Annotated in this window: 16 protein-coding genes; 9 read left to right on the top strand and 7 right to left on the bottom strand. The window is 40.0% G+C overall.

Annotation, left to right across the window (positions count from 1 at the left end):
- Positions 1-102: 102 nt before the first annotated feature.
- The 4 genes from J2Y60_RS22570 (at position 103) to J2Y60_RS22585 (ending at position 4088) form a co-directional block, all read left to right on the top strand.
- Positions 103-537, top strand: a complete 435-nt coding sequence (locus J2Y60_RS22570) for a hypothetical protein (protein WP_309924072.1) — start codon at positions 103-105, stop codon at positions 535-537.
- 120 nt (positions 538-657) lie between these two features.
- A complete protein-coding gene (locus J2Y60_RS22575; protein WP_309924070.1) occupies positions 658-1266 on the top strand; it encodes a hypothetical protein in 609 nt (202 codons plus the stop codon).
- 133 nt (positions 1267-1399) lie between these two features.
- On the top strand, positions 1400-2716 hold the full coding sequence (locus J2Y60_RS22580; protein WP_309924067.1) for a hypothetical protein: 1317 nt from the start codon (positions 1400-1402) through the stop codon (positions 2714-2716).
- Positions 2717-2720: 4 nt separating this feature from the next.
- Positions 2721-4088 (top strand): phage portal protein, encoded by a 1368-nt coding sequence (locus J2Y60_RS22585; RefSeq protein WP_309924065.1) that lies wholly within the window; start codon positions 2721-2723, stop codon positions 4086-4088.
- Between the two features lie 315 nt (positions 4089-4403).
- Here the strand turns inward: J2Y60_RS22585 and J2Y60_RS22590 are convergent, their stop codons facing one another.
- The 6 genes from J2Y60_RS22590 to J2Y60_RS22615 form a co-directional block, all read right to left on the bottom strand.
- Positions 4404-5339, bottom strand: a complete 936-nt coding sequence (locus J2Y60_RS22590; RefSeq protein WP_309924063.1) for a HipA domain-containing protein — start codon at positions 5337-5339, stop codon at positions 4404-4406.
- The gene (locus J2Y60_RS22595) at positions 5332-5667 is read right to left on the bottom strand and encodes a HipA N-terminal domain-containing protein (RefSeq protein ID WP_309924061.1); all 336 of its coding nucleotides are present in this window, start codon (positions 5665-5667) and stop codon (positions 5332-5334) included. Before J2Y60_RS22595 ends, J2Y60_RS22590 begins: the two co-directional genes overlap by 8 nt.
- On the bottom strand, positions 5660-5866 hold the full coding sequence (locus tag J2Y60_RS22600; protein WP_309924058.1) for a helix-turn-helix transcriptional regulator: 207 nt from the start codon (positions 5864-5866) through the stop codon (positions 5660-5662). Before J2Y60_RS22600 ends, J2Y60_RS22595 begins: the two co-directional genes overlap by 8 nt.
- A 460-nt stretch (positions 5867-6326) precedes the next feature.
- Positions 6327-6824, bottom strand: a complete 498-nt coding sequence (locus J2Y60_RS22605) for a hypothetical protein (protein WP_309924056.1) — start codon at positions 6822-6824, stop codon at positions 6327-6329.
- Between the two features lie 330 nt (positions 6825-7154).
- Positions 7155-7589 (bottom strand): hypothetical protein, encoded by a 435-nt coding sequence (locus J2Y60_RS22610; protein ID WP_309924054.1) that lies wholly within the window; start codon positions 7587-7589, stop codon positions 7155-7157.
- Between the two features lie 145 nt (positions 7590-7734).
- Entirely contained in the window at positions 7735-8115 is a 381-nt protein-coding gene (locus tag J2Y60_RS22615; RefSeq protein ID WP_309924053.1) for a hypothetical protein, read from the bottom strand.
- A gap of 439 nt (positions 8116-8554) precedes the next feature.
- On the opposite strand from J2Y60_RS22615, the gene J2Y60_RS22620 reads away from it, so the two are divergent.
- The 5 genes from J2Y60_RS22620 to J2Y60_RS22640 all read left to right on the top strand — a co-directional run bounded on the left by J2Y60_RS22620 (position 8555) and on the right by J2Y60_RS22640 (position 12188).
- A complete protein-coding gene (locus J2Y60_RS22620; protein ID WP_309924051.1) occupies positions 8555-8992 on the top strand; it encodes an acyl-CoA thioesterase in 438 nt (145 codons plus the stop codon).
- A 197-nt stretch (positions 8993-9189) separates the two neighbouring features.
- On the top strand, positions 9190-9771 hold the full coding sequence (locus tag J2Y60_RS22625) for a Crp/Fnr family transcriptional regulator (RefSeq protein ID WP_309924049.1): 582 nt from the start codon (positions 9190-9192) through the stop codon (positions 9769-9771).
- A 142-nt stretch (positions 9772-9913) separates the two neighbouring features.
- Positions 9914-10342 (top strand): nuclear transport factor 2 family protein, encoded by a 429-nt coding sequence (locus J2Y60_RS22630; protein WP_309924046.1) that lies wholly within the window; start codon positions 9914-9916, stop codon positions 10340-10342.
- Positions 10343-10480: 138 nt separating this feature from the next.
- A complete protein-coding gene (locus tag J2Y60_RS22635) occupies positions 10481-11347 on the top strand; it encodes a pirin family protein (protein WP_309924044.1) in 867 nt (288 codons plus the stop codon).
- A gap of 94 nt (positions 11348-11441) precedes the next feature.
- Positions 11442-12188: a glucose 1-dehydrogenase gene (locus J2Y60_RS22640; RefSeq protein WP_309924042.1), complete on the top strand. Its 747-nt coding sequence runs from the start codon at positions 11442-11444 to the stop codon at positions 12186-12188.
- A 758-nt stretch (positions 12189-12946) separates the two neighbouring features.
- Here the strand turns inward: J2Y60_RS22640 and J2Y60_RS22645 are convergent.
- Positions 12947-14509 (bottom strand): hypothetical protein, encoded by a 1563-nt coding sequence (locus J2Y60_RS22645; RefSeq protein ID WP_309924040.1) that lies wholly within the window; start codon positions 14507-14509, stop codon positions 12947-12949.
- Between the last annotated feature and the right edge of the window lie 10 nt (positions 14510-14519).

The following is a 14519-nucleotide window of genomic DNA, read 5'->3' on the forward strand; positions in this document are numbered from 1 at the left end:
TTGCCTGCCTGATTGTGGTGCTGATTGTAGTTTTTTTACAATGCTCCAAGCACTCAAAACCGCAGGAAAATCGACCACAGATAATGATTAAACCCTCTAACAATGATAGCCTTATCCAACAGAAGTTTCGCAAGATTGATAGCACTATTGATACTAACAACACCTATATCAACAACTTGCAAGGCGAACGCCTCCAAAATTACATCGACAGTGTGTTTAAACAATAGCGACACTACCATTGCCCACTATCGCAAATTGCTGCCCAAGGGTTATTACATTTTCACAGAACTGGCGGCAAAAGATGCACTGGCAAGTAAAATTAATGCAGAGGCGTTTCAGCAAAAACTAAGCATCATGCAAAAGAGTTTGGAGCAAACCTCAGGCGATTTAACCCTCAGGACCATCGAGCGAGATTTTTACCAGAATAGTTTAGTCGACAAAGAAAAGGTGGTGGCAAAACTCAATAGAAAGTTGTTTTTTGCCAAGGTGCTTAATTATATCGGCGGGGTGGTGATGGTGGTTGTTTTGATAAAATGATAATCCTAACACTAAAGTAGCACGAGTTTCCAACTCGTGAAGTCATGTACAAGTTGGAAACTCGCGAAATCATGTACGAGTTGGAAACTCGTGCTACATACATACCCTTTACTACAACACATGAAAAAACAACATCGTCTTCAAATCGTGGCTGATTTATACAAAAAAGGTTATTCCGTCAGGAAGATAGCCGAGTTGGCACAGCAACGCATGGCCTCCGAAAAAGCCATCAGTGCCCAAACCATTCGGGCGGATATTGCTTTGCTAGTCGAAGAATGGCGACGGCAGAGAATGGGCAATATCGATGCAGCCATTCAATTAGAACTCGAACGCATAGACATGGCGATTACCGAACTGTGGGAAGCTTGGGAGAAATCCAAAACCGACTATCAACAGCATTCGGCGAAGCAGAAAGGGAAAATATCGGTCAGCAAAAAAGAAAAGGAACAAATCAGCCTGTTTGACGATGAAACCTTTATTAGCCTGACCGACACCGAGCAAGCCACCAGAGACGTAAAGGAATACGGCAACCCTCGATACATCTCCGAAATCCGTTATCAGCTCATGGAACGCAGGAAACTCTTAGGTCTATACGCAACCGAACGAAATTTGACTAATGCCAAAAACAGCGAGCCTCCCACCCCTATTGGCAGGATGGTGAACCTCGACGATTTTACCGAAGTCGAAAAAAAACAACTCTTATTAATCGCCCGAAAAATTGAAAACTAATATCGACATACCTGATAGCCTGCTGATTGCCATTGAAAGGGAAGCTTGCAAAAGCTCGTTTTTCGAGTTCGTACAGTCGTTCTGGGACGTTGTCATCAAAGAAGAGCCTGTTTACAACTGGCACATCCCTTTGTTGTGCGACGAACTCCAGACCCTCGCAAAGTCCATCATCAGTCGTGAGAAGAAACCTTACGACCTCATCATTAATATTCCCCCTGGCACTACCAAATCGACCATCAGCACGATTATGTTTCCCGCATGGCTCTGGACGCAAGACCCAAGCATCCGCATCATCACCAATTCGTATTCCAACGATTTGTCGATAGAACATTCCGTCAAAAGTCGGGATATTATTACGGCAGAGAAATACAAAAGGTTGTTTCCTGAAGTGGTTATCAGGCGTGATAAATCATCCAAAGGGGCTTATGAAAACACACAGACGGGTGCACGCTACACGACTAGCACGGGCGGAACTATCACGGGGAAACACGCCCACGTGATTATCTCTGACGACCCATTGAACCCCTCGCAGGCGGCCTCTGATGCCGACCGCAAGACGGCTAATGAACATACCAAGACGTTGTCGTCAAGAAAGGTAAACAAAGAAAATACGCCCGTGATCACCATCATGCAACGCCTCCACGACAAGGACGTCACGGGGTATTTGTTGGATAAAAAGGGCGAAAGCATCAGGCATCTTTGCTTACCTGCGGAGGTCTCCACAAAGGTAAGTCCGCCCGAACTAAAGGAATTTTACACCAATGGGTTGCTAGACGTGAATCGTTTGAACAGGACTGTCTTGGAAGAAGCCAAGGTAGATTTGGGCAGTCGTGGCTATGCCAATCAATATGAACAGTGGCCAAGCGAAGACGGCGGGAACATCATTAAAAAAGAATGGTTTCAGTATATTTCCAACAATGAGTTTGAACGTATACACACTACCGAACCCATTATTTTCTTTGCCGATACTGCCTATACGAACCGCTCGGAAGAAAACGACCCAAGCGGGATAATAGCCACCTGCCGAATCGGGAATGCTTTGTATATCACCAAAGCCAAAAAAGTATATTATAAATTTCCAGAACTATTGCGGTTCTTGAGCGACTTCGCCCTTACAAATGGCTACACCCACAACAGCAGTATCAGGATAGAACCCAAAGCAAACGGGCTTTCCATCATCCAAGTATTATCGGCACAAACGTCCTTGAATATCACCAAAACGCCCTCGCCTAAGGACGACAAAACTACCCGTTTAAACGCCCAAAGTCCGAAGATAGAATGTGGCAGGGTGTACTTGGTTTCGGACAATTGGAACGACGATTTTGTCGATGAAGTCTGCGGATTTCCAGTCAAGGAACACGACGAATACGTTGATTTAATCGCCTATGCCCTTGATTATCACCTCCCTAATTTCAATAAAACCGCTAATGATTTAGCAAAATTTTTCTAACAACATGAAAGTAATAGACATCACCAAAACCGAATCGATTGCCGATTCCATCCAAATACTACAGTCGAACATTGACGACATCAACATAGCAGCCTATCAAAAACAGTATAAAATAGACGGTCACAGTGTGTTGTACAAAACCAAACGCCCCGACAAGATAGTGCGTACCGATAATGAAGAGCAACGGGTAGAGAAAGTAGGGCGTATTCCGATAGCGTTTCAAAACAAAATCGTATCCACCGCCACGTCGTTTGCCTTTGGCAACCCCGTAATATTGCACGCCCAACCTAGTACCGACAACGAAAAGGCGGTAGTGTCGGCATTGCATAAAATACTGGAAGATAACAAGATAGACTCCTTCAACCGCAGGATGTGTAAGGACATCCTCCGCACGACACAGTTTGCCGAAATTTGGTACATCACCGAACTCGCCAAGCCTAGCAACGAGTACGGATTCTCGTCGAAATTCAAGCTAAAAGTACTGCCGATTTCGCCTTGGGACGGCAACCGTTTGTACCCATTCTTCAACAAAAACCAAGACTTGGTGGCGTTCTCGCGACAGTTTTCCTTCAAAGACATCGACAACAAAACGACAGAATACTTTGAAACGTATACGGATGAAGAAACCCTGATTTGGGCAAAACCACAAGGCGGAACTTGGACAGAAGTGAATCGTACCGCCAACATCATCGGCAAAATCCCCGTCGTGTTCGGGCAGGCAGAACAAACCGACTGGCACGACGTTCAGCACATCATCGAGCGACTAGAAACGCTATTATCCAACTTTGCCGACACCAACGACTACCACGGCGCACCGAAGATTTTTGTGCAGGGCGAAATACAGGGCTTTGCCAAAAAGGGCGAAACGGGCGCAATCATCCAAGGTTCAGTTGGTGCCACGGCACAATACCTTTCATGGGACCATGCCCCCGAGAGCGTAAAGCTAGAAATCGACACACTTTTCAAGCTAATCTACTCGCTTACGCAGACCCCAGATATTAGTTTTGAATCGGTAAAAGGGCTTAACCAAATCTCAGGCATTGCCCTAGAAATGTTGTTTCTGGATGCCCATTTGAAGGTACAAGACAAGCGAGAAATTTTCGACGAATACCTTCAGCGACGTATCAATATCATCAAAGCCTTCGTCGGCACGCTAAACACCAGCCTAGCCAACGACGCCCAAAATGTACGTATCAAGCCCGAGATAGTACCCTTCACCCTCCGCGACAACAAGGAAGTAATCAATAACCTATTAGCCGCCAACGGCAACCAACCCCTCCTATCACAAAAAACCGCCATCGCCCAATCAGGCCTAGTTCCCGATGTGGAGTTGGAGTATGAGGCTATTTTAGGTGAAGCTGGTAGAGGGTAGGCCGTCGGGTTTCAGCTTTCGGTCGTCGGGTTTTGGCTTGAGGTCTTCGGATGTCAGGTATCGGTGTTATTGATTTGGCGTTTCGCAGTCGGGAACGCCAAATCCCGAAAGGATGAAAGGATGATAGCCAACAAAAAAGATTGCATAATCAAAACCCCGAAGGGGTGATAGACAACGAGTTATCTATCACCCCTTCGGGGTTAAATGTTTCCTAATTTCATCAAATGCTATAATCCTTTCATCCCTTCGGGATTGCTCTCTCCCCACACGGCATAGTCATTGACTACTACGCCAAGCGGAGGGGTAAAATCCACGCTACCCCAAAACAATAGCCCTATTATTAATCAAGTCTTTATACAATTGTTTGGATTTTTCGTCTAAAAAACTTTCGCTAATCTTCGCCAACATCAATGGAATTTTTAGGCTGAACTTTTTATAAATATTATCCTTTGCTTTTTCGTTAATACCAAGAGTACTGGCAAGGATATCAAAATCAGTTTTTTTTAAACGATTTCTCTTTCCGTTGATGGTTAATGCCATTTCTTCTGCATCTTGAGGCATCGCCAGCTTTGTAGAGAGCAAATCGTAAGCAGGACTCAATTGAATTTCACCCATTTCATTGCTCATCAAAGAAAAATTCTTGAGGTGCATATCTGCATTACCTGTTAAAAAACAAAATACACTGATTTCAAAAAAAGAAATTACATCAAGTCCAGCATTGGTACTAAACTTTTTGATAGTTTTCCCAACCTTTTCCATCGATGCCCTGTATTTATGTTCCGTTAATGTTTCTGTTAATTGACATAGGTCTTCTACATGAATCTTCTTTCCTTTTTTTCGGTCAAATCGTTTTGCTAAATACGCTAACTCACCTGAAATAAGTCTTATTAGCGTATGTTCAGCCGTTTTTATATCACACAGTGCCGCTAAATTCATAGTCAAGTCCTCATTTTCAGGCAATTGAGGATAATCATCAGAGAAAGGTTTTAAAATATAGTCTCCCTGTAAACCTACGATAGTAAACCTACGATGTCGTGTATCTATTTTCTCTAAATCCAACGAAAGTTTAGGCTGTACACCCGTTATAGCAATACTTGTGATAATGAGTTTCCTTGCCATTTCTTGAAGTTCTTCTTTGCCAAAAGCAATCTCAGGAACAGCACTTACGCCAAATAGTTTTTTAGCACATTTCGGGTGAAAGTCACGCTCACTGTCGGCTAGGTCTTGGTAGCAATATAAACATTTATTCATGGTCGTCATCATTTAAAGCCTTGATACTTACCGCACCGATACAGTCGCCACAGACAGTTAACAGCAAGCCCATTCTATCACGCCGATTTACTTTCCAGTTTTCAATAGCAATGTTTAGTAGCCAACCTTCAGGGATGAGTCCATCAAAAAAAGGGAACAAGATTTTACTGAAATAAATATGCTCCGTAAGGGGTAATGTCAACGAAATAGCCTGACAATCATTACTATTGAGGTAAGTCTCGTCATATTGAAAATAATATCCCTCTTCGTTTTCGGTAATAATACCTGCTAATTGGTCTTGATAAAATACCTTGCCTTTTCTATTCATCTTCAACCTCCTTTTTAATTACGCCTACCTCTGAACCAAAAAGGGCTAAAATCTGGTTGACTTTATCAAGCCTTAAAGTAGGCTTCCCTTGTTCCAAATCTCGAACAAAGCGAAGCCCAACGCCTGATTTCATGGCAAGATCGGTTTGAGTCAGCCCTAAATTCCTTCTTTTCTCTTTGATAAATTGTACAATCTTCATACGATTATACCCTATTGGGTATATTTATAATTGATTTATCTAAATTATACCTTTTCGGGTATAATATCAAGTAGCATGACAAATTGCTAAGGTAAATAAATAATTTTATACCCGATGGGGTATAAAATCAAAAACTACAACATAATTATACCTGATGGGGTATACTTCATACAATCTCTTGGCTTGAAGTAGTCTTAGAGACTACGTCAGTGTGTACCGCAATGTTACATTGCAAAAATGCAACGCATTTTATAAGGTTGTGGGGTAGGCATCGCATTCTAAACCCCAAGCTCCCAACCTACTCTAATCTATGAGCACGCCAAGCGAGCGTAGAAAGTAAGTTTTATCCAAATCAATCCCGAAGGGATGAAAGGATGATAGCATTCCGTGAAATCAGGATACATTTAACCCTATAAGGGTGATAGCATGGCGAGTAACAAAAACCAACTTATCAATCCTCTTATAAACACGCTATACAAGATGTTTTCTTTATCGTTGGATATTGGCTTATCGGAAAGTTCTTCAGATAAGTATAGTCTGTAATCAATGTTTCTATTTCTTTATTATCTCCTAAATTCAACGTTTTCAATACCCGATACATTCCGCCAGCTACAGCAATGTATGCTCCGCTACAATCTACATAACGCAAGGATGTATTATGGCTTAAATCTAGGGTTGGCATAACGACCGAGTACACCTGTAAGTATTTTAAATTGGTAAAGTGCTCTATCCCACTCAACGTTTTCGGGCACTCCCCTGCATTAATGAACTTTAAAGTATCTATGTCCTTTATATCTTTATAAAGTATCTGACCATTGATTTGCTTATCAGAATCATATTTTATTAGATTTCGCTCAAAAAACTCATCAGGTATCAACACAATGCTATTAGCATCTACATCGTCTTTTTTACACGAAAAAAACAATAGCATCAAAATCAATATATTCGTTAGTCGCATAGAGTGTATTTATTGAAGGTTTACAAATTAATCTGTTTTCACAATTTACGCTATTCTAATTTCCTCCGCAATGTTAAATCAAATAAATGATAAAATGTTCCTACGCCTGGCGTAGTAGTCTAACACTCAACGTCGTCAACTTAAGAAAATCCTCCTATTCACAATGTAGCCCTTTCCTTAATAAAGCGTTTTTCCGCAGTCGCTCGCTTCCAAGCGAGTGACGACTATTAGAAGGGCTTCTAGCCCAACGAAGGCAATCAATTAACTGTTTTTGTTTCTAATGCTTGATGGTATGTCAAATTACTCTGCTTGGCGTAGTCTCAGCCTAAGTTATGCTTTGAAGTATTCAAAATAATTGATGAGTTGTTCAAATGAGGTAGCATATTCAATAAAGCTTTTAATCTCACTTTTTTGTGCAAATCTATTCCACCCATATTTCGGGTTCTCATCAATAAAACGCTGTATTTTCTCCTTGAACTTTTTGAGGTCTATCTGTTGAACATCAGCTACTTTGATGCACGCATTATAATAGTCATAAAATCCATTTTTAAAAAAATGCCACCAAATCATGTTTCCAGTTAATTCAATGCTATCAATATCGAATACTTGTCCGTTACTATCAATAATAATTATGTGATTACTATTGTAAAAAGGTAAGGAAGACTTTCTTACAATAAATTTTGGGTCGTTTTTGATAAATATATCTTTTTCTAAAAATAACATTAGAGGCATTTTGATATTATCCTGAGAAATTAACTTTGACATTTTTATTTCTTTTTTATGATGCTAGTAATCTTGCTGATTGTGGTACTAAGCCAAAGATAAACCACGTAGGAATAGCCGTAAATGGATAAGCTAATCACTCCCGTTGGGCGAAATCTAAGACTACACCAAGAGAGGGTTTTGCTGTTTAAATAAACATTTTTATCAGTTCTTCAAAATTGTTTGTATCATCTATCATTTTATTTAAACCACGACCATCATCTAATGACGACCAAAAACTTTTATTTTTTGCTATATGGGCTTTAATTCTATTCTTCAAGTCCTCAAAATTTATTTGATTGGGTTCTTCTAAAAAAACTGCTTTAACTTTTACCATTAAGCCAACATTTTTGATACTTTCCCAAAACAACAAGCTACTATCTTGTTGTAAGCTTTTAATGAAGTATAAATGCCCCTCTGAATCAACTATTTGAATATTTGAATTCCATTCGCTTTTGGTTTTTAATAGCCTTTTATCTGCGATAAAAGTATTCATTGAAACCATTTTTTTGTCTTTATCAGTAAACATGATAAGGGGCTCTTTCATCGTATTATTATTTTCCGCAGTCGCTCGCTTCCAAGCGAGTGACGACTATTACAAGGCTTCTAGCCATCGCTTGGCGTAATCTTAGACTACTACGCCAAGCGAGAGATTTTTTTAAGTATCCAACTAAATAATGTAAAGCCGATTGAGCATTCTAACAAAAATAACTCAAATAGATAAACACCAATAGTGAAAGATTTACCATTTTCATTTTTTAAGTAAATGTAAGTATTCCATATTATGACAAAAAGACAAATAGCAAAACCCACATAGAAGCTAAAGCTAATCCAAAAGTGATTACGCTTTTGAATACTTTTCCAATGATAAAATGAGAAAGTCCAGCAGATGAAAACAACGAGTGTTGTAATGAAAATGTATATCATAGTGTTTAGTTTTACTAAATTTATACATTAATCAGATAACTATGACTTCATTCAACAAAAAAATAGCCATCAGATGGGCCGACCTAGACCCTAACTTTCATGTAAGGCACAGTGTTTATTATGATTTTGGCGCACAGCAAAGGGTTGAAATCCTGACAGAACTCGGCTTGACGCTCGATGTAATGCAGACTAACAATTTTGGTCCAATCCTGTTTCGTGAAGAATGTGTTTTCAGAAAAGAAATCAGAATAGGACAAGACATATCCATAGAAGCAAAAATGGCAAAACTGAATGCCGATGCCTCTAGGTGGACGATTAGGCATCTTTTCCTCAACACTGAAAATAAAGTTTGTGCCACACTAACGCTAGACGGCACTTGGCTTGATACCAGTACTCGCAAACTACTTAACCCCATCCCTGATATTATTCAGCAAGTAATGCGTTCCTTCCCCAAAACAGAAGATTTCGTTATGACCTAATGGATATGAATAGGTTTTAAAAACACTCATGGCATGACTTCTAATTCACGGGAAGTCATGCCATGAGTAAGATTGTTATTCACCCCTCCACTGGGCGTGGTCTTAGACTAATACTAACGTAGCAACGATGCCATGAACAAACAATTACGAAACATTATTTATACCTTTGCATCTGCGTAATTTAATCATCAAAACCAATGTACAAAAACCTTTTGGCATACATCAACCAATATGCTAATTTACCCCTTACAAGCGAAGAAGAATCCTTAATTGAAGCGACTTTCCAACCCAAAAAGCTAAGGAAGAAACAATACTTTTTGCAAGAAGGTGATGTCTGTAAATACGTTGGTTTTATTGTAAAAGGTGCGATGAGACAATACAGTGTAGATGACAAAGGAGTTGAACATATAGTACACCTGTACATCGAAAACTATTGGGCAGGCGACCGTGAAAGTTCTATTATGCTTACGCCTTCGAATTATAATATTGATGCTTGGGAAGATACCGAAATGCTTATTATTACAAGAGCCGAAATGCTGGATTTAATGGAAAAAATACCTGCATTGGTAAAAATGATAAGACTCATGGACGAAAGAAATGCCATTGCTAACCAACGAAGACTAAGCTCTACTATCAGTAATACTGCCGAAAAACGTTATGAAGAATTTGCAGATAATCACCCCCAGTTTATCCAACGATTTCCGCAACACATCATTGCTTCTTATTTGGGTATTACCAAAGAAACTTTAAGCAGAATCAGAAAACAAGCGATGAAGTAGTTTTCCATTTTAAAGCTTGATTTACAGAACCGTTGATAAATGTCAACGGTTTTTTTTATCATATCTCATCGTTGCAGGGCTTGCCTATGATGCAATTTTGTATCGTTAAATCAATAATGAAAAAACATTAAATTTCAATAAAATGGAAAATACAACAAACACAGCAGCTACTCAACTTCTTCGTAATAGTTTAGATACATTTCTTGCCAAGGATATGAAAGGGTGGTCAGCGCTTTGTGCGGAGGATGTAGTTGCCGAATTTCCTTTTGCCCCAGAAGGTACGCCTGCAAGGTTTGAAGGTCGTGAAGCGCTTTATGAATACTTACGTAACTACCCAAGTTTTATAGATGTAAAATCTATCCCTACCTTAAAAATCTATGCTACTGATGATGCGAACGTTGCCATTGCTGAATGGAGTGCATCGGGTGTAGTAATTAGCAATGGTAATCCTTATGAAATGAGCTATGCCACTTTTGTAACTTTCCGTGATGGGCTTATTGTAAACTACCGTGAATACTGGAATCCGCAAGCTTTTATGAAAGCAATGAGCGGTGGTAGTTTTGCTGAATAATAGCGATATCAAGTTGAAAAGGTATGGTTTTAAACAAATTTCAAAAAGCGTTGATATATGTCAACGCTTTTTTTTATCAAATCTCATCGTTTTAGGGCTTCGTTCGGCTGCAATTTTACATCATCAAAACATATAGTTATGAAAAAGCAAACAAGTTTTTCAACAAAAGGAAGTAGTGCCGATTTAGGCCCTTTAAGTATCAGTAGAATGTTGCCCAATCGCTACGCCGACAAAGTTGGGCCTTTTGTGTTTCTGGATTATGTCGCACCTGCCATCAAAGAAATCATCACTAAAAATGGCATGGGGGCTCATCCGCATCGGGGCATTGCTACGTTGACGTATGTGCTTCAAGGTGAAGTCGAACATTTTGATAGTGCTGGGAATACTGGCAAAATATATTCGGGCGGGGCACAATGGATGAAAGCAGGCAATGGAATTATCCACGATGAGAATTTTAATTATGATAGCCAAACGGACAATAAATATATACACGGTCTTCAGTTTTGGCTCAACTTACCTGCAAAAAACAAAGCAGAAAAACCTGCCCACATAGCGATTCAAGCCAATGAAGTACCTATAAAAACATTACCTAACGAAGACGGATGGATAAAGGTAGTTGTAGGCAAGTACGAAGAATTGAGTTCAATTATTCCTAATTATTCAGCGCAGTTTTTGTATCATGTCCATTTGAATGCAGGGAAACAATTTTCGCTTGAAATAAAAGATAAAATTGAAGTTGCTGCTTTTTTACCCACGCAAAATGCGGTATTAAATGATACCGAATTTCAAAAAGGAGAGTTTGTAGAATTTGATAGAGAAGCAGGTGAAATTGAGCTAAAAAACACATCCGACGTAGCCATTGATATATTACTTTTTGGTGGTGAAGAATATACAGAGCCTATAGTAGCCGAAGGTCCTTTTGTGATGAACACCCAAGGCGAAATAGCAGATGCCTATCGGGATTTTCATGCTGGAAAATACGGAAAAATTAGATTGACAAAATAAAACGAAGACCATGAAAATACTAGCATTTGCAGGAAGTAACAGTACTGCTTTGATTAACAAAAAGGCAAATTTTTGGGGTAAACATTAAGCAATCATGACAGTATCAACAAAAAAAGTGGCATTAATAACAGGTGCAGCAACAGGTATCGGTCGTGCTATTGCCATCCGTTTAGCACAAGACGGCATTGCAGTAGCCGTTAATTTCATGGGGAACCCCCAACAAGCCGATGAATTAGTGAATGAAATCAAAGAAGCTGGGGGCTCAGCCATAAGATTTCAAGCAGATGTTAGTTCGGTAGCCGAAATCACTAAGCTATTTAATGATGTCACTACGGCATTTGGCGGTATTGATATTGTAGTAGCCAATGCTGGTATTGCGGTCATGGGTATTCCTATTGCTGATGTTACGGAAGCTGACTTCGACCGTATCAATGCGGTAAATTATAAAGGGACCTACTTTGTGTTGCAACAGGCGGCTAAACACGTTAGGAATGGTGGACGAATTATTCAGATTTCTTCCACAAGCTCACTTTATCCAGCAGCGGGTCTTGGTATTTATGCTCCTAGTAAAGCCGCTGGCAAAGTAGTTACTGAAATATTGGCACAGGAACTTGGTCATCGTCAAATTTCAGTGAATAGTGTTTTCCCTGGTCCAACAAAGACTCCTTTAATGGAAAAAGAGGTTTCAAAAGAAGAATTGGAAAGGATTGGGCAAGCAATGACCCTAGGAAGAATGGGCGAACCAGAGGACATCGCAGGTGTAGTGGCATTTCTTGCTAGTCCAGCAGGAGCTTGGGTAAATGGTCAGCAAATTATTGTAAATGGTGGTGGTAGGGTATAAGGTACTATAAACATTTCATCCCTTCGGGATTGCTCTCCGCAGTTGCTCACTTCCAAGCAAGTGACGACTATTACAAGGCTTCTAGCCCTATTGATTACCCACCAGTATATAAACAATTGATAATCAACGTGTTTATATCTAGCGAGGGACTTAAGTCCCTCGCTAGATATAAGAGTTTCCCATCCTTGTTAACGTTCATTCTCCAACAACAAGTGCGAAAGCAACGCACTATTCATCAAAAAATATGACGTGGCTGAGGCATAATTTGGCGGTGAAAACACCAGCAAAGGCGAAAAGTATATAAACAATTGATAATCAACGTGTTTATATCTAGCGAGGGACTTAAGTCCCTCGCTAGATATAAAAATCCCCCCCCCTTGTTAGCGTTCATTCTCCAACAACAAGTGCGAAAGCAACGCACCATTTATCAAAAAATGTGACGTGGAGGAGGCATAATTTGGCGGTGAAAACACCACCAAAGGCGAAAAGCATATAAACAATTGATAATCAACGTGTTTATATCTAGCGAGGGACTTAAGTCCCTCGCTAGATATAAGAGTTCCCCCCCCTTGTTAGCGTTCATTCTCCAACAACAAGTGCGAAAGCAACGCACCATTTATCAAAAAATATGATGTGGCTGAGGCATAATTTTGTGGTGAAAATACCACCAAAGGCGAAAAAACAAAAATCCTTTCTCCTAGCTAGTGAATGAATTCACCAACTAAGAAAAAGGATTAATTAATTCCCACACCTTTTCTCTAGTATTGAATAGCCACTTTTTTCATGGTCTTTTTCAAACTTTTCAGATCTGGATGCGGTGTTTTTAGGTTACTACTAGACGGTTTTGTAAAAGTTGTTTTATACTTGGCAAAGCTAATGGCAAAACTAAAATCTCCAAAAATATCATTGTTGATGCTATCTAAGGGATAAGGGGCAATCGTACTATAAACATGGCAACTGGTACAGGTATTTGTTTTCTGGACGTAGCTTTCTAAGGTTGTGTTGGCAACAGTTGGAACGCCACTCTGCATCGATGACGCATTTAATTTTCTCGGTGCATCAATCGGCGTGGTAGGGTCTTTTTGAACACTTTGTGACCATATTACATCTACTAGCTCATAATATTGCCAAACCGAATTGGGATATACTTTCTTGATATTACTTTGCATTCGTTGATTTATTGGTGCAGCATCGTTTGGATCAATAGGGTTGCTCCTAGTGATTTGGATAGGCACTGGTGCGGCCTGACTCAAATAATAAGGGGGTGATTGATTAGGAGTACACGAAACCGTCACTACCGAATCGCCTGTGGCTGTCTTTATTGTTACTTGCTTGGCCGTACAATTAGCATTGTAAAAATTATAACCATAGGGCGGACTGCCTACCGTCGTACTTGTTGGTGCATTATCTACCTGTTCAAAAGTAGCCCAAACCCATGTGGGCTGGTTGGTGGTTTTGTGTAAAATATGCAATCCTACTAGGGCTACGGTCGTTGTCCTTAATTGGTTGGTCGAAGGGTCTAGTACGGTGGCACGTGATAATTTATACCTTGCCCACTGCGGTGACTGTGGGTTGGGTACTTCCATCCAAGCTGCTTTTAATTCTATGGCACCTACTTTACTATGATAAACTCCCTGAGGGAAATTGATGGGATGCCCTGCCTTTACGGAATCGTGCTGAATGGTGGCATTATAATAGCCTTTCTGAACCACAAAATCGTAATAATCTTTATTAAGCAGAATTTCATACCAAACATTCTTGCCGTTCTGACTGCCCAGCCAACTTGGTTTTCCCTGTGGGGCTGCTTGATCTGCACTAAAGGTATTGAGCGAGTCTGAATTATCAATCTTACTGGTAAACGTTAATAATTTTGTACTCATTTTGTTCATGAGCAAGCGTTGTGTCTTGAACTTTTTCGCATATTTATCCGACACCAACGTTCCCCAAACTGGAGGTTTTACGCCTTGGTCTTGGAACAAAACTTCTCGGGGCATATACGTTTCCCATTGCACTGGTGCTAAGTCGTAAGGTGTTCCAAAACTACTACTTGCATTCACTGGCCAATTCAAGGAGATGAATTCTTGCCAAGCAAAACAATCTGCCTGTGATTGATTGTTGAATGCCTTCAAATCACCCGGTACATTATTGTTAAAATATACCTGAATGTTGTAAAGGGAACTCGTTGAATAGCAGTCGCACGAATCGGATGCCGATACAAAGGCATTTTGCTGTATTTTTTTATTATTAGACGGAATCATATTGATAAATATGATTGGAAGAATAAGTAATAGCCATACTTTCTTCATCTTTTTTATAGTCATATCAGGTAAG

The organism is Arcicella sp. BE140 (genome assembly GCF_031456255.1).
GTDB classification, from domain to species: domain Bacteria; phylum Bacteroidota; class Bacteroidia; order Cytophagales; family Spirosomataceae; genus Arcicella; species Arcicella aquatica.